This window comes from Acidithiobacillus sp. AC3, from assembly GCF_050261095.1.
GTDB lineage: Bacteria > Pseudomonadota > Gammaproteobacteria > Acidithiobacillales > Acidithiobacillaceae > Igneacidithiobacillus > Igneacidithiobacillus copahuensis.
Map to the genome: position 1 here is coordinate 1,746,322 of NZ_CP189838.1, position 23,508 is coordinate 1,769,829.

General features: G+C 57.9%; 17 protein-coding genes. 7 read left to right on the forward strand and 10 right to left on the reverse strand.

What is annotated here, in order from left to right:
- Positions 1-247 precede the first annotated feature (247 nt).
- Positions 248-2,137 carry a molecular chaperone HtpG gene (htpG, locus tag ACQAYK_RS08830; protein WP_483167511.1) on the forward strand — a complete coding sequence of 630 codons (1,890 nt, stop codon included), beginning with the start codon at positions 248-250 and terminating at the stop codon, positions 2,135-2,137.
- Between the two features lie 30 nt (positions 2,138-2,167).
- Here htpG and ACQAYK_RS08835 read toward each other — a convergent pair whose 3' ends face one another.
- From ACQAYK_RS08835 to ACQAYK_RS08880, 10 genes are all read right to left on the reverse strand, one after another.
- Entirely contained in the window at positions 2,168-4,888 is a 2,721-nt protein-coding gene (locus tag ACQAYK_RS08835; RefSeq protein ID WP_483167512.1) for an EAL domain-containing protein, read from the reverse strand.
- A complete protein-coding gene (locus ACQAYK_RS08840) occupies positions 4,872-5,948 on the reverse strand; it encodes a protein-glutamate methylesterase/protein-glutamine glutaminase (RefSeq protein ID WP_483167513.1) in 1,077 nt (358 codons plus the stop codon). Before ACQAYK_RS08840 ends, ACQAYK_RS08835 begins: the two co-directional genes overlap by 17 nt.
- Positions 5,945-6,334 (reverse strand): chemotaxis protein CheD, encoded by a 390-nt coding sequence (locus ACQAYK_RS08845; RefSeq protein WP_483167514.1) that lies wholly within the window; start codon positions 6,332-6,334, stop codon positions 5,945-5,947. Before ACQAYK_RS08845 ends, ACQAYK_RS08840 begins: the two co-directional genes overlap by 4 nt.
- 128 nt (positions 6,335-6,462) lie before the next feature.
- Positions 6,463-7,281, reverse strand: a complete 819-nt coding sequence (locus ACQAYK_RS08850; RefSeq protein ID WP_215870833.1) for a CheR family methyltransferase — start codon at positions 7,279-7,281, stop codon at positions 6,463-6,465.
- Entirely contained in the window at positions 7,265-7,801 is a 537-nt protein-coding gene (locus tag ACQAYK_RS08855) for a chemotaxis protein CheW (RefSeq protein ID WP_215870832.1), read from the reverse strand. Before ACQAYK_RS08855 ends, ACQAYK_RS08850 begins: the two co-directional genes overlap by 17 nt.
- 10 nt (positions 7,802-7,811) lie before the next feature.
- Positions 7,812-9,452 (reverse strand): HAMP domain-containing methyl-accepting chemotaxis protein, encoded by a 1,641-nt coding sequence (locus ACQAYK_RS08860; protein WP_215870831.1) that lies wholly within the window; start codon positions 9,450-9,452, stop codon positions 7,812-7,814.
- 8 nt (positions 9,453-9,460) lie between these two features.
- Positions 9,461-11,665: a chemotaxis protein CheA gene (locus ACQAYK_RS08865; RefSeq protein ID WP_215870830.1), complete on the reverse strand. Its 2,205-nt coding sequence runs from the start codon at positions 11,663-11,665 to the stop codon at positions 9,461-9,463.
- The gene (locus tag ACQAYK_RS08870) at positions 11,662-11,985 is read right to left on the reverse strand and encodes an STAS domain-containing protein (protein ID WP_215870829.1); all 324 of its coding nucleotides are present in this window, start codon (positions 11,983-11,985) and stop codon (positions 11,662-11,664) included. The genes ACQAYK_RS08865 and ACQAYK_RS08870 overlap by 4 nt, the downstream gene beginning before the upstream one ends.
- 2 nt (positions 11,986-11,987) lie before the next feature.
- The gene (locus ACQAYK_RS08875) at positions 11,988-12,359 is read right to left on the reverse strand and encodes a response regulator (RefSeq protein WP_215870828.1); all 372 of its coding nucleotides are present in this window, start codon (positions 12,357-12,359) and stop codon (positions 11,988-11,990) included.
- A gap of 17 nt (positions 12,360-12,376) precedes the next feature.
- Positions 12,377-13,309, reverse strand: coding sequence for a methyl-accepting chemotaxis protein (locus ACQAYK_RS08880; RefSeq protein ID WP_215870827.1), 933 nt, complete (start codon positions 13,307-13,309; stop codon positions 12,377-12,379).
- Positions 13,310-13,651: 342 nt separating this feature from the next.
- Between ACQAYK_RS08880 and ACQAYK_RS08885 the strand changes: the two genes are divergently transcribed.
- The 6 genes from ACQAYK_RS08885 to ACQAYK_RS08910 all read left to right on the forward strand — a co-directional run bounded on the left by ACQAYK_RS08885 (position 13,652) and on the right by ACQAYK_RS08910 (position 23,213).
- A complete protein-coding gene (locus ACQAYK_RS08885) occupies positions 13,652-15,091 on the forward strand; it encodes a cytochrome ubiquinol oxidase subunit I (RefSeq protein WP_483167515.1) in 1,440 nt (479 codons plus the stop codon).
- 60 nt (positions 15,092-15,151) lie between these two features.
- Positions 15,152-16,243, forward strand: a complete 1,092-nt coding sequence (locus ACQAYK_RS08890; protein ID WP_483167516.1) for a cytochrome d ubiquinol oxidase subunit II — start codon at positions 15,152-15,154, stop codon at positions 16,241-16,243.
- A gap of 622 nt (positions 16,244-16,865) precedes the next feature.
- Positions 16,866-17,471: a hypothetical protein gene (locus ACQAYK_RS08895; protein WP_483167517.1), complete on the forward strand. Its 606-nt coding sequence runs from the start codon at positions 16,866-16,868 to the stop codon at positions 17,469-17,471.
- 425 nt (positions 17,472-17,896) lie between these two features.
- Complete coding sequence (locus tag ACQAYK_RS08900; protein WP_483167518.1) at positions 17,897-19,129, forward strand: hypothetical protein; 1,233 nt, start codon at positions 17,897-17,899, stop codon at positions 19,127-19,129.
- Complete coding sequence (locus ACQAYK_RS08905; protein WP_483167519.1) at positions 19,126-19,701, forward strand: hypothetical protein; 576 nt, start codon at positions 19,126-19,128, stop codon at positions 19,699-19,701. The genes ACQAYK_RS08900 and ACQAYK_RS08905 overlap by 4 nt, the downstream gene beginning before the upstream one ends.
- On the forward strand, positions 19,698-23,213 hold the full coding sequence (locus ACQAYK_RS08910; RefSeq protein WP_483167520.1) for a toprim domain-containing protein: 3,516 nt from the start codon (positions 19,698-19,700) through the stop codon (positions 23,211-23,213). The genes ACQAYK_RS08905 and ACQAYK_RS08910 overlap by 4 nt, the downstream gene beginning before the upstream one ends.
- The last annotated feature ends 295 nt before the right edge of the window (positions 23,214-23,508 follow it).

Below are 23,508 nucleotides of genomic sequence, written 5' to 3' on the forward strand. Positions count from 1 at the left end.
AACGCTCCTTAGACTAGCTATTTGATTGTAAGGTCAAATCGTCCCCAATTTGGACGATTTCTTTTTAGCAAAAAGCGGGCCATTTTGGCCTATATGAAAAAACAATGGCTTGAAAACCCTTCGCGCTCCCCATGCACCACAATGGTGCGACAACAGCGCGGTGCCCCTACCTTGATTTTTTCGCGGAGCATCCCAATCTTCGCTAGCGAGGGCCGAAATGGCGCATGGTGAAAATTCAGGAGAAGACATGGCAGCAGCAAAAGAAACAATGCAGTTTCAGACCGAAGTCAATCAGCTTCTGCAGTTGATGATTCACTCGCTCTATTCCAATAGGGAGATATTCCTCCGCGAATTGCTCTCCAATGCCTCCGACGCCTGCGACAAGCTCCGCTTCGAGGCCCTGTCCGATCCAGCGCTGCTGGAAGGCGGCAGCGAACTGCAGGTAGAGGTGGATTTCGATCCGGAAGCCCATACCGTCACCATCCGCGACAATGGCATCGGCATGAACCGCGACGAAGTCATTGCCAATATCGGTACCATCGCCAGGTCCGGCACGCGGGAATTCTTTCAGCGCCTCAGCGGCGACCAGGCAAAGGATGCGCAACTCATCGGGCAGTTTGGTGTCGGCTTTTATTCAGCTTTCATCGTCGCCGAGCGCGTTACCCTGAACACCCGCCGCGCCGGCATGGAGCCCCAGCATGGGGTCCGTTGGGAATCCGATGGTACCGGCGCCTACACTCTGGAAACTGTCGAGCTGCCGGCCCGCGGCACGGAAATCATCCTCCACATCCGCGAAGACGAACGCCAAGACCTGCTCAACTCCTGGCGTCTGCGCTCCATTATCGGGAAGTACTCCGACCATATCCCCCTGCCCATCCGCATGCGCAAGCTTGGGGAAGACGGCAAACCCAGCGAGGAATGGGAGACCGTCAACAAGGCTTCGGCTCTGTGGCAGCGCCCCAAGTCGGAGATCAGCGAGGAGGAATACAAGGAATTCTACCAACACGTCAGCCACGATTTTGGCGAGCCTCTGGCTTGGGTGCACAATCGCGTCGAAGGCCGCCTGGAATATACCTCTCTACTCTACATCCCGGCCAAGGCTCCCTTCGATCTCTGGGATCAGAAGCAGAGCCATGGCATCAAACTCTACGTACAGCGCGTCTTCATCATGGACGATGCCGAGCAGCTCCTGCCGCGCTACCTCCGCTTCGTGCGCGGGGTGATCGATTCCAGTGATCTGCCCCTGAACGTCTCGCGCGAAATCCTGCAGGGCAACCGCACTATCGAACAGATGCGCTCCGGGGCCTCCAAACGCATTCTAGGCTTGTTGGAAGAGATCGCGGAAAAAGACCCGGAAAAATACCAAAAGTTCTGGAACGAGTTCGGGCGGGTCTTGAAGGAAGGTCCGGGCGAGGATTTCAGCAATCGCGAGCAGATTGCCAAGCTCCTGCGTTTTGCCAGTACCCATAGCGATACCGAGCTGCAGAACGTCTCCCTGGCCGACTATGTAGGGCGGATGAAGGAAGGCCAAGACAAGATCTACTACATCACTGCCGATTCTTTCCTGGCGGCGAAGAACAGTCCGCAACTGGAGCTGTTGCGCAAAAAGGGCATCGAGGTATTACTGCTCAGTGACCGCGTAGACGAGTGGCTGACCAGTCACCTGCACGAATTTGACGGCAAGACCCTGGTCTCGGCCGCCAAGGGCGACCTGGATCTGGGCCAGACGGAAACGGAAGAAGAGAAAAAGGCCCAAGAGGAAACCGAAAAGGCCGCCGAGGGCTTGGTCGAGCGCATCCAAAAGGCCTTGAGTGAGCGCGTCGAAAAGGTCCGCGTCTCCCATCGCCTCACCAGTTCGCCGTCTTGTATCGTCCTTGGGGAGCGCGATATGGCCCTGTATATGCAGCAGTTGCTCAAGCAGGCCGGGCATGAGATGCCGAGCAGCAAGCCCACCCTGGAGATCAACCCGCAGCATCCTATGCTGGCACGCATCGAGAAAGAGACGGACAAGACCCGCTTTGGCGAATGGTCCGCACTTTTACTCGACCAGGCGATCCTGGCGGAGGGTGGGCAGTTGGAGGATCCCGCCAGCTTTGTCGCCCGCCTGAACCAACTCATGCTTGCCTTGGCGAACTGATGCAAAACCGAGTGTCGCTGGCGGAGGCTTTTACACCCAATGTTGTTGCTGCTCCCAGAGAATATCCAGATCCCGCAGGGCAACTGGCGGGGTGCCATGGAGCAGGGACGGCATCAGCCAGTGGTACCAAGTGAAAAAGGCCGCTGCGGGCAAGGGTGGTGCGAGGAGGTAGCCCTGCAGATAGCGTCCACCCATGGCCTGCCATAGGCGCAGCTCTTCGGGGGCGGCGATACCCTCGGCCACCAGGCGCATGCCGGCTAGGCGACTGAGCAACTGGGCGGCACCAGCGACACTAAAGTTTGCAAGCTCATGGCGAAATTGGCGAATGAATCTCTGGTCCAGTTTGAGCTCGTCAAAGGGAAGCTGGGCCACAGAGAGTAGAGAAGAATACCCGGTCCCGAAATCGTCCATGGACAATTGGTAGCCCAGCTCCTGGCAGTGCTCCATGACCGAACGAATCGGACCCCGTCCCAAAATGCCGCTGGTCTCGGTCAGCTCCAGGACCAGTCCCTGGCCGTCGGGACAGACTTCCTGAAGATCATCGATGAATTCCGGAGCCAGAAAGTGGCGCGCACCGATATTCAGGGAGATGGACCAGTCATCGAGACCTTTGCGCCCCAGCTCCTGGCGCAGCCGACAAGCCTCGCCGAGAGCGTAGCGACCAAGGGCACGAATCAGACGGGGATTTTCTTCCACATAGGGCATGAATTTCCCAGGCCCCAGCCAGCCCCCCTGGGGCTTGCGCCAGCGGACCAGCATTTCGCAACCGTTGATGCGCTGATTCAGCAGATCACCCTTGGGTTGCAGGAAGAAGGCCAGCTCGTCGGTCTCGATGGCGCGTTCGAAGTAGCGATGCACGTGCAGCCGACGGGCGGCACGATTACGGACGAAACCTTCATATTCACGCCAAGTGTTGCGCCCATCCAGTTTGGCTTGCGCCAGAGCCTCGCTGGCTTGATGGAAGAGCTCGGAAACCTGTGCAGTATTTTCAGCACTCTGGGCCCAGCCCAAAGACGCAGTCAGATGGCTGCCCAGAACCCTGTGTCCTGCCCTGGCGATGGCCGCGGCAATCTGACGGCTGGCAGCCGCAGGCGTCTGGGCGACGTCGAGCAGTATGGCAAATTCATCACCACCAATGCGGCCAAGGAGAGCATCCGCAGGCAAGGCCTGCCGAATTTCCCCGGCAATTTCCTCAAGGCAGCGATCGGTCTCGCCATCCCCGTGGATGGTGTTCAGCTCGTTGAAATAATCGAGATCCAGAACCGCTAGCCAAGGGCTTGCCTCCTTGCCCAAAGTCCGCTCAGCAAGGTGTAGAAAGTGCTGGCGATTGGGTAGACTGGTCAGTGGATCGAAGTGCAGGAGACGGTACTGTTCTTCCGCTTCGAGCTGGGAACGGGCGAAGCGCTCCAGATCATTTGCAATCTGATCCCAGCGCTCTACCAGGTCCTTCCCGAAGAATCGCCGTTGCAGACGCGGGATTTCCAGGGCGAAGACTCCCAAGGGTGGATGCGTTGGTCCCTGCAGCAGAGGCCAGACGATCACCTCGCGCAGGCCGCGCAGGACCGGGTATTGGGCGCAAGCCTGGGCCCAGACACCGGAGACGTGCGGGCTGTGGCGATCCACCCGTTGCCGACGCAGGAAGGCGAGAACCGGAAGGAGCTGTCCCCAGGGGGCACTCCCATCCAACGGTAGCGGGAGACTGCGCAACGCGTCGCGTAATTGATCATTTACACCGCAAATGGCTACCACGCGCAGGCGCTTCTGCTCTTCATCGGGAGCGGCCACGTAGGCCGCGTGGGCACGGGTGGCATGCACGCTGAGTTTTACCATGTGCTGGAAGAGGCTGAGCAGAGAGGAGTCCTCCAGCATCTGCGCGCGTATCTGCTCCTGAACCCAGCGAAAGCGCAGATTCATGTCTCGCCGATAGAGCCAAAACAGGATAAGCAGCGCCATCAAGACTTCGCTGGCAACCAGGATCGCGCTACCCCAGACCTGTCGCGCCAATGCCCCTGTTATTTGCGCGGGCAGAACCGGTTGCCAGAACACGCGCAGAGTCCAGGGCGTACCAGCTACTCCCGTCTGCGCGCTGCGCCAGCCCGATAACGATTCTGCCGGACCCCAGAAACCCCGTTTCCAGGTAGCAACCGGTTGCGAACCAGCGTAGAGCGTGAAAGCTACCGCATCCTGCAAAGGTGGGCTGCGAAAGAGAAGCTCGGCAGTGCAGGCGCGCTCTGTGAACTGATTCCATACCTGGATAGGAATCTGCAGATAGCCATCGGATTGGTGTTGCGGCAAACCTGCGTGGCAGGAGAACTGCGATCCCAGTAAAGAGGTGTTTTTCGGAATACAGCCCGGCAGTCGGAAAGCTAGTGGGGCCTGAAAGCGCGAGCAAGAGAGCTTGGAAACGTAGGGATGGGCTTGAGCTTCCAGCGCTGCAGCGCTCTGTCCTAACCGGTCAGAGGCGGTCAACGGGAGCAGCTCACGGGCGTGGATCTGCAGCATCACATGTAACAGATCGCTCATACGCTCCAGGTCGTTTTGGGCACGTTGCTCGGCTCTTGTGGCCGTCTTTTCCCGTAATGTCGTCTGCCATTGCCAAGCAATCAGCAGCGTGGCACCAACCAGCAACACGGAGAGAAACGTCCAGGCACCATAGACCGACAGGCTGCGCCGCAGGAAGGGATCTTCATGGGCTCTTGGACTGGACGCTCCAGGCGCAGGAGAAAGTTCAGCCTCAGCTTCTGGCGTCATGTCCTGCTCCAATCAGCTGTTGTAGCCGCTGCGGGATTTGTTCGAGAGGCAAAATTTCGTCCACTCCACCCAGTCGGATGGCCTCCTTGGGCATGCCAAAGACCACGCAGCTCTCTTCATCCTGGGCGAGGGTATGGGCCCCCGCCTGATGCATGGTGACAAGGCCCTGGGCGCCGTCGTCACCCATACCGGTCATGATCACGCCCCAGGCGTTGCGCCCGGCCACCTCGGCCACCGAGCGGAAAAGCACGTCTACCGAGGGCCGATGGTGCTTCACCAGCGGCCCGTCGAAGACCTGTACGATAAATTGCGCACCTGAACGCGCCAGACGCATATGTTTTCCCCCCGGTGCAATCAGTGCCCTGCCGCTCAGTACTCGGTCACCGTCCTGGGCCTCGCGTACCTCGAGGGCGCTGATCGAGTTCAGCCGCGCTGCAAAGGCGGCAGTGAATTTTTCCGGCATATGCTGGACGATCACCAGCCCTGGCAGGGTGGCAGACAATCGCTGCAAGACGAACTCCAGCGCTTGGGTGCCGCCGGTACTGGTACCAATGGCAATGACCTTTTCGGTACTGCGCTGGGCGAGTAATTGCAGGCCAGAACTTGCTGCGGTTTTGGCTGGACTCGCTGCTGCGCTGGCTTGCGGCAGGGCTCGCACCCGCGCCCGCGCCGCGGTCTTGACCGCCTGAATGATCGCCGGCGCATCCTTCTGCAAAAACTCCCGCACACCGGACTGCGGCTTGGTGATGATCTGTACCGCACCGGCGGCCAGGGCATCGATGGCAACTTGGCTGCCCGACTCGGCCAGACTCGAACAGATGAGTACCGGCAGGGGATGCTCGGCCATGATCTTGCGCAGAAAGCTGATGCCGTCCATGCGCGGCATCTCGATATCGACGATCAGGACATCGGGCCATTGCCCCTGAATACGCTGCCAGGCAAAAAGGGGATCTTGCGCCGTTCCCTGCACCTGTATGCCGGGATCTTGGTCAAGGGCCGCTTGCAGTATCTGCCGGACCACCGCCGAGTCGTCCACAATAAAAACGCGGATAGGATTCATTGGGGCTTTCGCCAGATCTGGGCATCATTGCCGACAAAACGCAACAGCACCTCCCCAGAATGAAGATAAAAAGAGAGGTTGCGATGCCCCGCGCCGCCCACATGTACGCCCTGCAGATCAAAACCGGCATCGCGTACCAGCGTGCTGGCGGCGCGGATGTTGCGACAGGGGACATCGCTGCATTGGTCGTCACTAGCCATCGAGTCCTTCTTGGCATTGCCGCCGAGCATATTGCCGCCGCCGAAAATCTTGCAGTGAAACTCGCTTGCCCGCCTTCCCTGCTGCTGCAATGCGCGCAGCAGAGCAGCGATCGCCTCTTCCCCATACCGGCCATCCAGGCGACCGTCCAAGACACCAGAACGCCGCGGCAGCAGAAAATGACACATGCCGCCCCTGTGTGTCTGCGGATGCCACAAGGTCACGGCGATACAGGAGCCTAACAAAGTACGAAGCACCAAGTCGGGCCCGCCAAAGTGCCAATCCCCCGGCTGCAGAAAAATTTCCCGCTGTGCATTCATCGCTTGCGATAAACGGCGGCCTGCACCATCTCCAGCCCACCGATCATGCCTTGCAGGCTTTCCGAATGCCCCACCAGAAAATAGCCCCCCGGTCGCAGTTTTTGTAACAGCTTTTGACAAATCGCTACCTTTGTCTCGGTATCAAAGTAAATAAGAACGTTCCGCAACCAAATCATATCGAAATCGTCCCCGCTCCCCAGCGCGGTAATTAGATTGATTTGCTGAAATTGCACGCGCTGCCGCAGAGCTGCATCTATTTGTAAAGTTCCCTCCCGTGCACCAATGCCCTTGAGGCAGAAACGTTGCAGATAGGAACGCGGGACTTTCTCGGCTCGCGCGAGGGGATATTGGCCAGCGCGGGCGCTCTGTAAAACGCTTTGGCTGATATCTGAACCGAGAACTTCCCAAGGTCGCGGGCCACGTCTTTCCGCCAGCACCATCGCGATACTATAGGGCTCTTCCCCCGAGGAGCAGGCAGCACTCCAGATACGTACCTTTTGTTGTGCGTGGAACTCCGGAATTGCGATCTCACTCAAAAAGGCAAAATGTTTCGGTTCCCGGAAAAAATAGGTTTCGTTGGTGGTGAGTAGATCGACGGCCAGCTGGCGCTCTGCAGCATCACTGGAGAGATGCTGCAAGTAGGCAGAAAAGCTGGGCAGATTGAGTGCCCGCAGCCGTTTTCCCAGACGCCCCGCGAGCATGGCCTGCTTTCCTGGCCCTAAGGTAATACCCGCCTGGGAAAACAGAAACTGCTGCAATTTTTGATACTCCTGGAGGGTGGGAACAACACCCGCAGAATCAGACGGTTTGCTCATCCGGTTCGATTTCCGTGCCACGCAGAGCTACCAATTGCGCCATTTCCTCCAGGGAAAGCACCTTTTTCATTTCCAGCAGCACAATGAATCGACCATCGATTTTTCCCATTCCGCGCAGAAAATCGGTGCGCAGTCCCGTGCCGAATTGGGGAGGCACCTCGATTTGCTGCGCAGAGAACTCGATGACTTCATTGACCGCATCGACAACGATGCCAATACGTTGGCGTTGCCCGTCGTCCGAAAAATCCAGAATGATGATGCAGCTGCGCTTGTAAATAGTGGTTGGCTTGCGGCCAAAGCGACGAGCCATATCGATGACAGGCACCACCTGCCCACGCAGATTGATGACGCCCAGCACAAAATTCGGCATCATCGGGACCGGTGTCGGCGCCACATAGGCAATGATTTCGCGCACCACCGTAATGTCCAGACCGAAGGCTTCTTCTTGCAGCTGCACAATCAAAAACTGTCCGGCGCTGCTCGTCGCTGGCTCGCCGGTAGTAGCAGGGACCTGTGCCATTGTGCCCTCCTCAGAAGCGTACGAATTCTTCGGACGCTGCCATGCTTGGCGTGCCCTTGGGCAGGTGCGCGACGCCGTGCTCGCTCGCCGGTGCTTTGGCCGACTTGCGCCCCTGACGCTGCGCCTCATTATCCAGGCGGAAACGGGCCATGAGCTCTTGCAGCTGTCCTGCCTGCCCGCTCATCTCTTCGGCAGTCGCCGCCAACTCCTCGGAGGCCGAGGCATTTTGCTGCGTTACCTGATTCAACTGCCCCACGGCCACATTGATCTGGTCGATGCCGGCGGCCTGCTCGTTGGACGCCGCGTTGATTTCCTGTACCAGGTCCGAGGTTTTAGCAATCGCGGGCACCAGTGCTTCCAGGGCCTGGCCGGCATTTTCGGCGACCTTGAGGCTGCCGCTGGCCAGAGAGCCGATCTCCTGTGCCGCGATCTGACTGCGTTCCGCCAGTTTGCGCACCTCAGCGGCGACCACGGCAAAGCCCTTGCCGTGTTCTCCGGCCCGCGCCGCTTCGATGGCGGCATTCAGCGCCAGCATATTGGTCTGATACGCGATATCGTCGACGATACCTATCCGCTCGGCAATGTCCTTCATCGCCTGTAGGGTCTGACTGACCGCCTCACCACCTCTTTGCGCCTCTTTTGCCGCGCTGGTGGCGATATCATCGGTGACCCGCGCATTTTCCGCATTCTGCTTGATGGAAGCAGCCGCCTGCTCCAGGGTAGCGGAGGTTTCTTCGACACTGGCCGCCTGTTCCGAGGCCGCCTGGGACAGGGATTGGGAAGTGGCGCTGACCTCTTCCGAGGCGCTGGACAGGTTGTCGGCGGCCGCACGGACATCGCCAATGATCTGGGTCAGATTTTTTACCATGGCCTGCATGGCGCTCATCAGACGTCCGGTTTCGTCCTTGCCCCGCGGCTGGACCTGCACGCTGAGATCCCCCTCGGCGACCCGCTCAGATACCCGTACCGCTTCCAGGAGCGGACGGGTGATGGAGCGCGACAATCCCCACGCGATCAGAATGCTGGCAATGATGGCAAGCACGACGATGAGCACGGTTACCGTACTGACCATCTCTGCGTCCGCTGCGCCCTGTTTCCGCTTGGCCACCAAGGTGCTCGCTGCATGGCTGCGTAGCTGATGATTGACGGCGTACAGATGCCGCTCTGCGGGAGTGACCTGGCTATTGAAGAAATCATTGGCTGCATTGATCGCCTGGGTTTCCGTCTTGGGATCCTGGTCGGCAGCGAGGAGCAATTGTAAATACCGCTGCTCGGCACGATAGAAGGTATCGTAGGTCGCCTGAGATTCGCGCAGATCCGTGCGCGCTTCCGGGCTGATCAGGGTTTTCTCAAGATACGGGTAAAATGGTCGAATCTGCTTGTCGATCTGGGCGATTTGGGCGGATGCCTGGGCCGCTTGCGCGGGCAAACCATACGCCAGATTAAAGTCGGCCTTCATCCGCCCGACATGCAGCATGATGGAGTTGATTTTATCGACATTCGTGGCAACGGTTCCGGTAACCGTTTCCAGATCACCTTTGAGCCGCTGCGCGCCCCACCAGCCGGTACCGCCAACTGCTATCAGAAAGATGATCAAGAGTGCAAAGGCGAGGCTGAGCCGCACACCGATACGCAGATTTGCAAACATCATTGGATCTCCTATGAAGAACTCGTCGGCTGGGCCGTGCGGCTAGGCCGGGTGTGGTGTTGGAGTAGGTGGGCAATATCAAGGATCGGGGCGAGCTCACCATTGCCCAGAATGGTGGCCGCCGAGATGCCGGGTAAGGATTCGAAAAGGCGTCCCAGGGGTTTGATGACCGTTTGCTGATTGCCCAGAATGGCGCCGACCAGCACCCCGATACGTTCGGAGCCCTGCCCCACGACAATGACATTGCGTCGGCTCCCGGCGTCCTGCTCTACCTGGAACATCGCCGCAAGATCGAGCAAGGGCAGGGGCTGACCGCGCAATTGCAGATATCCCGCCGCTTCGACTTGCGGGTACTCGAGACACTCCTCGACGGCGTCAGAAGGAATCACGAAGAGGCCCTTGCCAATCCGCACCACAAAGCCGTCGATGATGGAAAGGGTGAGCGGCAGGCGGATGCGAATGGTGGTACCCTGGCCGGGCTGGCTCTCGATGTCGATGCTTCCGCGGATGGACTCGATGTTCTGCTTGACTACGTCCATACCCACGCCCCGTCCGGAGATATCACTGATTTTCTCGGCAGTGGAAAACCCCGGAGCGAAGATCAGGGCAAATACCTCGGCATCACTCAGTTTCTGATCTTCCTGCACCAGGCCCTTCTCGATCGCCTTGCGCAGGATCTTGTCGCGTTGCAGACCGGCGCCGTCGTCCTGGACCTCGATAAGGATGCCACTGGCATCGTGGCGCGCCTGGAGCAGGATGCGTCCCTGCGGATCCTTGCCAGTAGCCTGCCGCGTTGCTGCAGGCTCGATGCCATGATCCATGGCATTGCGCACCAGATGCATGAGGGGATCGACAATTTTTTCCGCCATGCTTTTGTCGAGTTCCGTCTGCTCTCCACGAATCTCCAGGCGAATGTCCTTACCCAACTGCTTGGCGGTATCGCGCACCACGCGCGGAAAGCGCTGGTAGATTTCGTTCACCTCGATCATGCGCAAATGCAGGGCACGATCGCGGATCTCCTCGACCAGACGTGCGACCTGCACCGCCGCCTCCACCCTGAGTTCACGCTCTTCTTCCTGGGCACGCAGGCGATTGCCTGCGCTGGCAATGACCAGTTCGCCCACCAGATCGACCAGTTGATCGAGCTCCTCGGCATGGATGCGCAGCATCTGCCGCTGGGCCCGTTGTTGCTGTTGCTTGGCGAGGGCGCCCTGGACCAGCGGCTCCTGGACCATCTGAGAGGCAACCAGAATCTCCCCCAAGGGATGATGTTGACCACTGCGATCTTCTTCCTCCCGTTGCTGCCCGAGGGCTTGCTGCAGCTCCTCGGGAGTGAGGGAACCGACAGCAACCAGGATCTCCCCCAGTTTGTGATCGGCTTCGGGGAGGGACTCGATCATCCGCAGATATTCCGGGAGACGATCATGACTGGGCAAGATGTGGAGCGTGCAACTGTCTTTGACAAAATCGAAGACGGCAGCAAGTTCCGCTTTGCTGGCAGTACTGGCAAAGGCGATCTCGAAACCCAGATAGCAACTTTCAGGATCCAGCTCGGCAAACTTGGGCAATTGATCGGTCAGGGTGACCAGACCCAGAATCTCTCCCATCTGTCGTAGGTACTGCAGAAAGGACAGCGGGTCCATGCCGTCACGAAAGGTGTCCACGCCAAAGCGCAAAGAAATATGCCAGCTGGCAGGTTGAGAGGCCTGCGGCTGATCTGCTGGGGCAGGAGTATCTGCCGGTTGCACCACAGGTGACGCCGGGCGATTACTTACCGGTGCTGGCAGGCGACTTCCTTCTGGCTGGGGTTGCTGCACCGCCTCCAGGGCTTCGAGAAGACGCACGTCCTCGGCGAGAAAGTCGGGCTGAAAGGGCTCTGCCCCCTGTAGCATCGCAAGATACGCCCCGAGGTGATCGGCGCAGGCGAGCAACAAGGGAACCATCTGTTCGGCAGCGAAGGCCTGCTGCCCGGCACGGATGCGGTCGAGCAGGTTTTCCAGCCGATGGGTAAAACGTACCAAAGGATCCAGACCAAAGAGTCCGGCTGAGCCCTTGATGGTATGCGCGGCCCGAAACAGGGCATTGAGTTGCTCGGCCTCCAGACCATGGGTTTCGACGCCGAGCAGGATCTGCTCCATCTCCTGCAGCAGATCGCGGCTTTCCTCGAAAAAGGTTTCCATGGCGCCCTGGAGCGCGGGATCGATATCTATCATCATGCTTGCTCACGCTGCAATAGAATCGGATCACCGAAAAAGGACGACAGGCGACAGAGTTCCATGGCTTCGACGACCGCAGGAGGGTGGTTACTCAGGGACAATTGGCAACCCTGTTCGCTGGCACCCCGCTTCAGGGCCAGGAGCAATTGCAGACCAGCGCCGTCGATTTCCTCCACCTGGTGCAGATCGATATCGAGGGTGTGCGCGGACGCCAAAGCGGAAAGCAAACGTTCACGCAACTGCGCAACGGCATAGATATCCAGATTACCCTGCAACCCAAGCTGCAGCTGTTCGCCGTGACGTTCTTCGCGGATTTCCATGCTCAGGGCAATACCAGCTTGGCAACGGCCGCCAGCAACTGCTGTGGCTGAAAGGGCTTGACGACCCAGGCCTTGGCACCTGCGGCGCGGCCTTCCTGTTTCATCTCGTCGCCACTTTCCGTGGTCAGCATGATGACCGGTGTGAACTTGTAGTTGGGTAGTTGTTTGATATTTTTCAGAAACGTGATCCCATCCATGTTGGGCATGTTGACGTCGCTGATGATCAGATGAACGCGAGGGGCGGCCTGCAGCTGGGCGAGACCCTGCACACCATCACCAGCCTCCAGCACCTCGTACCCCGCCCCCTCCAGGGCAATACGTACCACCTGCCGCAAGGAGGCCGAGTCATCCACTATCAAAATCGTTTTTGCCATTGCGCTATCCCTTGGATTCAAAAAAAGGTGATGTCGTCGCCACCGCCAGCGGTCGCGACACCTTCATTGCGGTGGGCGGCCCGCTCTTCGGCCGTGCTGTAGCGATTCTCCATGGACTGCAGCCAGTCTTGGACGCTCTGCAGGCTTTCCCTGGGGTGCAGATGTCGCGGCAATTCAGCCAGACCTTCTTCGACGTGCTGCAGAATCTGATTGACGCGATCCTGAAATTGCAGAGTGACCAGAAGCTGATCCATATCCCCGGCGATTTGCGTTCCCTCCAGTTGTAGTCTGGCCTGAGAGGTGCAGAGCTCTTCGGTCATCTGCTCGACACGATCCAGGGCGTTGCGCGTCGATTCCCGCGCATTTTTCAGGAAAGTTCTTTCTTCTTCGATGGATTTACCTGCCGCCGCAACGACCTGGCGGATGACCTTGACGATTTCCTTGACATTCTCGGCCATCGCCACACTGCTTTCCTTGGAACGAGAGGAAAGCTTGCGCACCTCGTCGGCCACCACCGCGAAGCCGCGCCCCTGTTCGCCGGCACGGGCAGCTTCGATGGCCGCGTTAAGGGCCAGGAGCGTGGTTTGCGCAGCAATCTCTCCCACCTCTCGCGCCATTTGTTCCAGGACATTGACCTGCTGCATAAGGGCGGAAATGGTCGCCTGATTGGCTTCATGCTGCTGCACCGAAGCTTCGATATGGCGCAGGATCATTTGCAATTCGGTTTCCGTTTCGCGAAAACGCTGCCTCGCTTCCGCGGCGCCTTCTTCGCCGGATGTACCCTGGGAAGAAAGCACCGCTTCACTCAAGCGACGGTGCAGGCTGGTGAAGCGACCGACAATATCGGTGATGGCTTGCTCCAACTGTTCACGGCTGAGGGCGAGCTGCCGGGTCAGGATGCTGGTGACTGTCTCCAGCACTTCACCGCTGTTTTCTGTTGCCTCGTGCATAACAATCCTGCTGATCAAGTCTATCTATGGCTCAGTAACGGCACAGAACGCGAGAACTTGAATGGCCACTCTGCCAATACCATCCGCGAAAATAAATCGTAGAGTTTCATGAAATTGATCGGCGGCAGCCGCGGTGCAAATACACCAGAAAGGTTGATATAAACCAGTGCGTGCGGTTGATTTGGACCAGAAGGGAGGAGACCTTCTGATGAAATATCATATAACTATATATTTTTATTAGAACATAGTTTACCGCTTTTGTCAGGTACAGAGAGTGCTTCTACAGCCGCAAGCCAATCAGGCTTGCCGCGATTCACATCGCTTACAAGATAAGGAGTTTTTATGATTATCGAGAATACACTCCCGATAATGCTCAGCCGCCTGGACTTTGCCTTCATCACGTCCATGCATATTCTCTGGACGCCGGTCACCATCGGCATGTCCTGGCTGCTCTTCTTTCTGGAAGTGGCCTGGCTGCGCACGGGGAACGAAAAGTGGTACCGCTTGCAACGCTTCTTCGAAAAGCTTTTTATCGTCAACTTTGGCGCCGGCGTGGCAACCGGGGTCACCATGGAGATGGCTTTCGGCATTCTCTACGGGCCCTTTTCCCAGGCCGTTGGTCCCTTCTTTGGCAATATCCTCGGTTTTGAAACCATTACCGCCTTCATGTACGAGGCCGGCTTCATTGGTCTAATGATCTTTGGTTGGGGCAAGATCGGCAAGGGCATGCACCTGTTTTCCACCTTCAATGTGGCCCTGTCTTCCAGCCTCTCGGCCATGTGGATCCTGGTGGCCAATGGCTGGATGCAGTCGCCCCGGGGGATCGTGCTGAAAGATGGTCTCTTCCAGGTGACCAACTGGTGGCATGCGATCTTCAATCCCAACTTCGATATCGGCTTTCCGCATATGTGGATCGCCACCGTGGAGCTCGCGCTCTTTTTCTTTGCTGCGGTGTCGGCGTGGTTCATTCTCAAGAATCGCCACGCGGATCTCTTCACTACGCTGCTCAAGCCAACGCTCCTCGCGCTGCTGGTGATAACTCCCTTGCAGATCTTCATTGGCGATGAGCTGGGGCGCGAAGTGGCGGTCGATCAACCCACTTCGCTGGCGGCGATGGAAGGGCATTATCACACCTATCTGCCAGATGGAAGGGTGAACTCCGGCTGGCATATCATTGCCATTCCCAATGCACAAAACGATGGCAATATCTTTGCCATTACCATCCCGCATGTCTTGAGTCTGCTGGAAACCCACACCTTGAATGGCAAAGTCGCGGGAATGGATCAGTTCGCGCCCAATGACCGTCCGGATGTCTGGGTGCCCTTCTATGCCTTCCGACTCATGGTGACCATCGGCTTCTTCCTGTTTCTGATGGCTCTGTGGGGCAACTGGCTGCGCATCCGCGGGGAACTGACGGCAGAGAAGCTCCGCCGCCATCCCCGCTTCCTGCGCTTGCTGGTCTTCAGCGGGTTTCTGCCCTACCTGGCAGTATGGACGGGCTGGTGGACGCGCGAGATTGGCCGCCAACCCTGGGTTGTCTATGGCCTGATGCGGACCTGGCAGGGGGTGAGCCACATGGGGGTCTCCGCCGAAGCTCTGTGGTTCGCGGGCTATATTGTCTTTGAATTCATGGTCTGGGGCGGGGCGTGGTACTTCTTTAGCCGCATCATCCAGAAGGGACCGGATTTGCACAGCCCGGTGGTGGGCTCTACGCCTGCGGAATCCTCCGGCGGCGGCCTGGCCCAGGCGAGTTTTGCCAAGCCTACCCTGAACAAGCTCTGAACCCGTCTATCGGAGGTAAGGCCTTGCGCTTTGCCTCCCTGATGCAAAAGGACAACGATCATGGATCATCTAAGTGATATTCTGCGAATCCACAGTGCGCTCAGCACCTTCTGGTGGATTCTGCTGGGACTGTTTTTCATCATTTATATCGTGCTGGACGGTGCCGATCTCGGTGCCGGGGTCTTCTCTCTCCTCTTTCTGCGGGACGATAATGACCGTGCGGCGGTCATGTCTTCCATGGCAGGGACCTGGGATGCCAACGAAACCTGGCTGGTAGTGGCCGGCGGGGTCATCTTTGGCGCCTTCCCTCTCGTCTACGGCTCCACCTTCAACTATCTGATGATTCCGCTGATGTTTGCGCTGTGGGGGATCATCTCGCGTGCAGTGGCCTTTGAGTTTCATGTCCATGCCAAGACATCGAAGAAATTCTGGGGCACCATGTTCGGGCTCGGTAGCCTGGTGGCCGCGTTCTTTGCTGGCATTGCCCTGGGTGCCACCCTGCTGGGCTTTCCCATGGCCAAAGGAAATGCGCAAGGCATCCAGGTGGCCAATGACCCCTTCGTCAACACGGTACCGCACTTCGCTGGCAATGCGCTGAGCTTCCTCAGCCTCTTCAGCATCTGGACGGGCATTGGCGCGGTCATTGCCGGTGGTCTGGCCGGCACCTTGTTCCTCTGTGCCCGCTTCAAGCAGGACGATCCGATCTATAAGAAGGCCCATCACTGGGCGACGATCTTCTCGTTTCTGGCCCTGGCGGCGGTCGTCATCACCCTGATCTGGTCCTATGCCATCATGCCGGATGCCGCCAAGTGGACGGGCAGCGGCTGGTTTGGCTGGTTGATCCTGTTGTTGGCCATTCTGGTCTCGGCCTACAAGATGATGTCGGCGCACGCCGCCCATTGGGATTTTCTGGCCCTGCTCTGGTGCGGCGCCATCGTGGTCTTGATGTGGGGCGGGATGTGGGCAACCAACTTCCCGTATATCATTCCCAATACTTGGACTATCACCGCAGGCGGCAACCCGGCCAACGACCTGGCCATCCTGACCCTGTTCATGACCGGCTTCGTACCCGTCATGATCATGTACAACGCCTATCAGATCTGGGTCTTCCGCCACCGGATCACCCATCTGGCGGGCTACGAGAGCCACTGATCCGCAACACACCACCCCCGGGCATTCCCAGCAATGCCCAGGGGGACACATTCTTTTTCACCATCCCACGGCAGCAGCGCGCTCCAGAAATCAGCCTACAAAACGCTCAACCACCTGTACAAAGCCAGTTGAGCATAGCTCCCCGGTTGTTTCCATTTGACGACAGCCAGGCAACCTGGATTCGTCCATATCAAGCAGTCGAGTTCTACATATTGCATATCGGGGTGACAATGCGCTGTAGCCGATCAGAAACAGATCTTGGCATCGCAGCCCCAGAAATACAGGCCATCCGTGCTGGCACGCTTTGTGTATTTCCCTCTGCCACGACAGGACGCGCGATCAGCGCTATGCGCGCAAGGCGGAGAACTGCGCAGCCGCTTCGTCCCAGCGTTGTGCTGGGCCAGAATCGACAGAAAGTATGCAGCGCATGACTTCAGGATAGAGCCATTTTGGAGAGATTGTACAAATGATCCTGCACCGGAATCGACGCACAAATGCCCTGCTCCTGAGCGCAGCAGCGCTAACTTTGTGCGGCTCACTTTTCAGCACCCCGCTTCGGGCACAGGAGCTCTCTCCTCTACAAGAGGCAGGTCCGACATCATCATCAAGCGGGAGTTCAGCCGTGCTCCCAGAAAGGCTGCGGAGCGGAATTGCCAATTTCCTGACGACCCCTTTTCATTTTCGGATTCGCGTCACCAGCGCGCTTTTGCCTGCAGAAATCACCGGCTGGGGGGCCGTGGATCCAATCAACAAAGAAAGTGAAGCCACCGCAAAAACCGAATTTTTCGCGGGGATTTCGGCAACGGCAAGCAGCCTGACCATCGGCGACAAGGCATGGTATCGGACCTCCCCTCCTGGTGGTGGCTACCGGCAAGGGGTCATCCCGGTGCAAGTCCCGCAGTCCATTCCTTGGCAAAAAATCCAGCCCTATCTGACGGATGTCGTCGAACTGCCGGACCAATCGATACGCGGCATTCCAACGACGGCTTTTCATTTCACCGTCAATGGAAAGGGATTGATGGAGCTCAATAAAGCGGGTGCTGCGTTGCCGATCGGATCGATAAGCGCGGCGAGCGGCACGATCTATCTGTCGAGCAGCGCGCCTTATTATCCACAGCAGGCCGTTTTGCAGGAAACCGTTGCGCAGAGTGGCTATCAGTACACCTTGACGGAGATCATCAACTACGAAAGCTGGGGGGAGGGACTACATCTCTCGCCGCCTGCCTAGGAATGCGCAGCCATCGGGGTCAGGAGCCAAACGACAGGCGGGCCATTGGTTACCATTGATCAAAGATAGCGCTGTGGCCCGGAGCTAATCAGCATTTTCGGGGAGAGGCAGGACCATGCAATGCCCGCTTGGACACAATTTGGGAACAGTATGGACACATTTTGGACACAAAAACCCAGCGCGCGGCTGGGTTCTTCATAATTCATTGATTTTATTGGCGCGCGATACAGGATTCGAACCTGTGACCTTTGGATTCGGAGTCCAAAAAACTGCTATTATCTAACCCGTTGAGAATCTATCGCATTTCTATATTCAATAAAATCAGTATGTTAGAGCAAATGCTTTACCTATCCTTACTCACCTTTACCCATGCTTCCTTTTCGCACTGTCCCTCATTTGTCCCTCACCCATGGTATACCATCATCATGAATAAGAACAGATTTTTTGGAAACATGCTTGCATCCCTCTGGGCGCTGTGGGATACTAATTCGGTGCGCGGTGCCACCATGCTTCCCCTGCGCGGGGGACCAAAAGTAGGATGGACCAGACCCGCGCACCACTTTATCTTTCTGGAGGATGCGAGCATGGAAACAAAAAAGCCAGGGACGGCCCTAACTCTGGATGCCGCGCGCGAAATTGTGGTGCAGCATGAGCATTACAGTCCTGCCGAGATCAAGAAAGCGGCTCAAATAATCAAAAAAGATTTGGACGCTAAAAAGGCACAAAAGATCAATTTGATAACAGATGCTTACAGCGAATCGTACCCGGCTTTTCCCAATCTATCGGATTTGGTTGCCAAACTGATAGACGCATACGAGGAAATCTACACGGAAGCGTGGAACTATTCAGACCTAGAAAAGCGGTTTTCTGACCTTTGCCGTGAGATAAATACGCCAGTCGGTTTGTCGCAAATTATCCTGAACGAGCTAAACAAAGATTTGCCGGTAGACGAGTTTGGTGATTATTGCGATTTTGTGAGCCAGGCAAAGTCTGATTGGATGGCAGAGGAAAGCCGCATTGGCATCGACCCAGCCGAACTGCATGAATCAAACTCGCCAACCCCTGAAAGGGTAAAGCGATACAACGACGCCTTTCGCAGCTTTCTGAAAGACCGTGATACCGCGTTGAATAACCGACTCTCAAGTATCTTTCAGACGCAGATCAATGTAACTGCTTGCCGCACGGCTAACAATAGCACTGGCCGCCAGAGCCATGCTGCCCGACGCCCAAGCGCTCGCAAGCCTGCCTCAAAATCGTCAGATGATGACGACGGCAGCGGAGGCGACGGAGAACCGCCCCACCGACGATTACTCACAGAAAAACAATCCAATAGTCTTTACACTCAGCTAGCCGCCGACGATCCGGCGGAGCAATCCCTACTACCCCTACAGCTCTACGACTACGGAGCCTTTGCAGCCTTGGGCGGCTGCGCCCGGCAAACGATCTACAACCTTGTTTCGCAAGGCAAGCTCTCCAAGCCAATCCAGACATTGGCCGGCCCCCGCTTCACGGTCCATCATTATTTGGAGTTTATCGGCCAAGCCCCCCGTCCGACTCCGCCCCCAAGGCCGGACAAGCCAGCAGCGCCCCAGCAAAAACGCCCTCGTGGCCGCCCCCGTATTGCTGCTCAGGCCATGGGCAAGGGGGGCACGCAATGACCGCCGCTCCCGAAATCAAGATCACCGTAATCCCAGAGGTCCCATCATCGGTTGCGCGTGTCATGCCGTTGCGCGATTTGCCCAAGTCGGACGCGCCTACCACCGAGCCAAAATTAGATGCAGCCGATTTGTGGCTGATGGAGCATGCCCCGGAGATGGTTGGGTTGTCTGCCACCACGCTTGCCAACCGCCGCCGGAGGGAGCGGCATAAAATCGGCGGGCAGATACTCGATGACGCGGCCCTGGTGGCCGATTTTGACCTGGCTGAGGCCGACGATGACCAGTCCCAGCCGGAGGCAGTGCCAGATGTAGATCTAATCGGCGTTGCCCGCTACCGGGCTGAGCGTGAGCTAATCCAGGCCATCCAATCCTGCCCAACCATCGCAGAGGCCGCGAGGCAGATAGGCGTCTCCCGTCAGGCGGCGCATAAAACGTATACCCGGCTCCTACAGCGGGCAAAATTCCGCAACGACGCACGCCGGGCAATGGATCGATGGGATAACCTACCGCCCACGCAGCCGATACCTTATGGCCCAGGGCAACAGCTTGATCTGTTTGGGGGGATTCTATGACCCCCAAGAAAAAGATTAAAACCTTTTCCCCCGACCAGATTGCTGAAATCCTTGAGCAAAAAGGCATCCAATTTCACCGCGTTGGCCGGGAAATTGAGGCGGATTGTGATGGTACGGGCCATTGCTCCTACAAGATCAATCCAGCTAAGGGCCTGTATCTCGACGCGGCCAGCGGCAAGGGCGGCACGATTGCCGCGCTCCTGCGTCGGCTGCAAATCCCCGGCATCGCCCCCGCAGCCATTGCCGCTTCCCCACGCCCCGCCGAAGGCGGGCATCAAGGCCAGCCTGATACCAGGGCCGCTGCACTGCGGCTGTGGATGCATGCTTGGACCTGTACCCATGCGGACGACATGCCTTCTGCCTGGAATCGCGGGCTGTCCTCCAAAGGAAAAATGGGGCGCAGAGTCATAATCGAGCGCGAACGTGACGCTGCACGAACCTATATGCAGTCGCGCTTTGGCGGGGAGCACCTGGATCATTGGATGCGCCAGGTGCGTATCAGTGACGGCGGCACCATCCTTGTGCCCATGCAGAGCGAGGGCGCCTTTTGTGGTGTCCAGCGGACCTACCTTGACCATAGCGGCAACAAGATTGAGCGCAAAATGCTGGGCCGGAGAGGTTTTCTACCCATTCGCTGGCCTGCGGGTGTCAAGCCTCTGGATCTCGGTATAGGCCGCTACCGGCTGATTGGCGAGGGTTTTGAAACAGATGGAGTGGTAGTCCAGGCGGCAGGCCAGCCAGGCGTCTGCACGTTTGATGCCGCCGGAATCCGGCGCTGGGCGGACGAGCAGGCCAAGGCAGCAGAAAGATTAAGCGAGGAGCAAAAGGCAGCAGCGGATGCTGCGGTGATTCTCGTCGATGAGGATGAAAGTCAAACTGGGCAGAAAGCAGCGGCTTACGCCGTTACAGTCCTGCGCCGTGCGGGCCTGAGGGCCTTTTTTGCCATGCCCCCATCCACAGAGGACGGCGGACCCAAGGGGGACGGCAAGTCCAGGGACTGGGGCGATTATGTCCGCGAAGGCATCCCCGATGATGTCTTGCGGGCGCATTTGTCCGCAGCCGTTGCAACCGGCGACGTGGCAATGGCGCCGTACCTGCCCGATGATGTCACCATCCGCTCCATTATTGGGGTTCGCGATGCAAAAACCCCTCGCCTGCCAACAAAGACGCTCACCGTGGAGCGGGGACGTGGATCGCTCACAAAACTGGTGGACCGCTTTGTAGCGCGGGCCAAAGCCTGGCAGAGAGGCGAGGGTGAGCCGCCCCGCCTGGGTCTGGAAATCACCTTTGGTATGGGCAAAAGTACCGCCATCAAAAGGATCATCAAGGCGCTCAAAGCCGAAAGTATTGTCACCGTAATCGTGGCCAAAGGCCGCAACGAGGCATCGGAATACCAGGCAGCAGGAGCGTGGTGGCGACACGGTCGCGAGGATATGACCGATGCTGGCGGTTTTGACATACCCTGGCATTGCACCAAGGCGGCACTCGGCGCGGAACTCCGGGAAACCGAGCATATGCAGGCAGCCGCATTGTGCGGGGCGGGGCACTGCGAACACGGCAATCTACGTGCAATTCGGATTGCAGATGAGCGCGGCAAGGAGCCGCCCGAACATGCCTTGCAGTTTTTTCGTGATCTTCCTCATTTGAGGAAATCCGCATCGGATCATTGCTGGGCCGATCACCAAGCGGAATCACAACACCAAACCGTAATCGTTGTTACCGCACAGGGCTTCGGCCCACAGGATGCCGTTTTTGTCGCGGGGGACGAGCGGATTCCGCGTCTTATCATGGTTGATGAGGGGATAGAATTTGCACACTCGGCATTTGCCCATCTTGACCACCTCACTGAGTGGCTCAACTCAATAAATAACATTCTCAAAAAGGATGAGGATAATGATAATCTCCGCCGCCTCTATCAGGCATTTGAGGTTATAGGACAAGAGCTTGGCGCTCACGCCCACACGGGGGGCGCATACATAGATGCCCCGGCAATCGTGGATGCCGTAAAATCCTTGGATTTTGCCAAAGCGTACCGCAAGGAATCCGTTGGCAGCTCAGGCCGCTGGGAACTCCCGCAATGGGAGCGGTGGACTACCTTGCTATCTGCGCCGTTGCGCGCGGCGAAAGAAATAGCTGATGCAGCCGACAATGGCACAATCTCGATTGTTGATGGGCGGCTTTTCCTCACGTATCGAAACCCCATTGCGGAGTTGATCTCCGGCCACGCTGTTTTGCTGGCCGACGCCACGCTTTCCCCCACGGCCAAGGCCATGCTCCAAGCCAATGAGGGAGAGATATATCGTGTGATCGGTGAGCAGCAGCTTGACTTGGCGGTTGACCCTGCGCGATTTCATGCTGCGCCTCGCCGGAACCGGCAGGGCCGCATCGACGAGGAGGACATTGCGGGGCAGGTAAAAGCGGCGGAACGGATATTCCGGGAGTGGAAGTCTCAATATGGGCCAAGCTACATCCTAATGCAGAAACCAAAGGCGCTGCGACTTTTGGCACGAGTGACAGGCATGTCACTCAAGCATATCAATGGGTTGGATCGGCAATCGTTGTGGGAGCTAACCATCCGCGGGGGAATCGGATGGTGGGGGTGGCATGACCGCGCTCACAACTCGTGGGCGGGCTGGAATCCGATACTGTTTGACCAGCCCGCAGTCCCACGCACGGTGCTGGGCCAGCAGTGGGAAACGCACCGGGCGTTATTGATCAGAGCGGGAACCGACCCAGCCACCATCCCCCACTATCAGGGCAACGAGGAATCTTGGATATCCGGGCAATGGATTTGCACTGGCGAGCAGGAGCAACAATCCCGAGCGGGGATTTACCAAGACCCGACGATCCAGGCGTTTTTTCAGGAAATAATTGATGATGCCCGATTGCAGGGGCTTGGCCGTGCCCGCGCCCTGAATCAACCCGCTGATCAGCCTCTCCACGGCCTTGTCTGTGGCGGCTGGCCCCTGGCCACAGCCCCGATGCACGGGCTGACTATCCAATATCTGCGGGTCTCCGCTCAATCGAATCGAGAGAGCAAGGGCATAGCCCACGATGGGAGGGTCATCGCCTTCCATTACGCGGCGGGCCGCCTGATCGCCCAGGGCGGGAAAATCACGAGGGAAGCCCTGCAACGGGAATGCCGGGCCACGGGCACGGATGGTATGGGTTTTGCGCCCGTCGCGCCGCGCAATGATACCTACTCCGAGTGGCTGGACCACTGCCTCAAAAAAGCCCCATATCTTGCTCGCTACCTGGCAACCACAGGGCCTCGGGCTGAGGAAGTCAGAGCAGTACGCCGGTCACTGGAAAAGTTTGGCACGCAAGCAACCAAGGTCGCCATCGAGGTCACGGACGGGCTGATCCGGCAAGGCACGGATATCGCTTGGGCAGCACTGGACCAGTGCCGGGCTGAGGCTCTGGACCCAGCCGCTCCGGTTGAGTATCAAGCCATCATTTTGGTCCTGGACGCCGCCTTGTGTGGCGGCGGGAGTCCCCCAGCCTGTAGCTGATACCGCTCTTCGGCAACCCGCTAGCGGCGGGGCTAGACCAACTCGCCCCAAAAACAGCATTTCCACCCCCCAAAAGGCCCAGAACTGGCGCAGAACCGCGATTTGACCGGAAACCAGTCCATCCCGAGCAGCAAAAAATCGCAGAACGACTCTAAACCCTCACCTGACAACAAAATCGGGAAGATCGCAGGGTTTTGTGGGCATCTCATGCCTCTGACGCCGCCAAACTAACCCAATCCTTGCGGTAGAAACCTGTCCAAGGAACCTTGCTCAAGGCGAGGAAAATCAGACGTTT

Bases quoted from the DNA above. Each gene is read 5' to 3' on its own strand.
- htpG (WP_483167511.1), top strand. From the start codon at position 248: ATGGCAGCAGCAAAAGAAACAATGCAGTTTCAGACCGAAGTCAATCAG.
- ACQAYK_RS08835 (WP_483167512.1), bottom strand. From the start codon at position 4,888: ATGACGCCAGAAGCTGAGGCTGAACTTTCTCCTGCGCCTGGAGCGTCC.
- ACQAYK_RS08840 (WP_483167513.1), bottom strand. From the start codon at position 5,948: ATGAATCCTATCCGCGTTTTTATTGTGGACGACTCGGCGGTGGTCCGG.
- ACQAYK_RS08845 (WP_483167514.1), bottom strand. From the start codon at position 6,334: ATGTGTCATTTTCTGCTGCCGCGGCGTTCTGGTGTCTTGGACGGTCGC.
- ACQAYK_RS08850 (WP_215870833.1), bottom strand. From the start codon at position 7,281: ATGAGCAAACCGTCTGATTCTGCGGGTGTTGTTCCCACCCTCCAGGAG.
- ACQAYK_RS08855 (WP_215870832.1), bottom strand. From the start codon at position 7,801: ATGGCACAGGTCCCTGCTACTACCGGCGAGCCAGCGACGAGCAGCGCC.
- ACQAYK_RS08860 (WP_215870831.1), bottom strand. From the start codon at position 9,452: ATGATGTTTGCAAATCTGCGTATCGGTGTGCGGCTCAGCCTCGCCTTT.
- ACQAYK_RS08865 (WP_215870830.1), bottom strand. From the start codon at position 11,665: ATGATGATAGATATCGATCCCGCGCTCCAGGGCGCCATGGAAACCTTT.
- ACQAYK_RS08870 (WP_215870829.1), bottom strand. From the start codon at position 11,985: ATGGAAATCCGCGAAGAACGTCACGGCGAACAGCTGCAGCTTGGGTTG.
- ACQAYK_RS08875 (WP_215870828.1), bottom strand. From the start codon at position 12,359: ATGGCAAAAACGATTTTGATAGTGGATGACTCGGCCTCCTTGCGGCAG.
- ACQAYK_RS08880 (WP_215870827.1), bottom strand. From the start codon at position 13,309: ATGCACGAGGCAACAGAAAACAGCGGTGAAGTGCTGGAGACAGTCACC.
- ACQAYK_RS08885 (WP_483167515.1), top strand. From the start codon at position 13,652: ATGATTATCGAGAATACACTCCCGATAATGCTCAGCCGCCTGGACTTT.
- ACQAYK_RS08890 (WP_483167516.1), top strand. From the start codon at position 15,152: ATGGATCATCTAAGTGATATTCTGCGAATCCACAGTGCGCTCAGCACC.
- ACQAYK_RS08900 (WP_483167518.1), top strand. From the start codon at position 17,897: ATGAATAAGAACAGATTTTTTGGAAACATGCTTGCATCCCTCTGGGCG.
- ACQAYK_RS08905 (WP_483167519.1), top strand. From the start codon at position 19,126: ATGACCGCCGCTCCCGAAATCAAGATCACCGTAATCCCAGAGGTCCCA.
- ACQAYK_RS08910 (WP_483167520.1), top strand. From the start codon at position 19,698: ATGACCCCCAAGAAAAAGATTAAAACCTTTTCCCCCGACCAGATTGCT.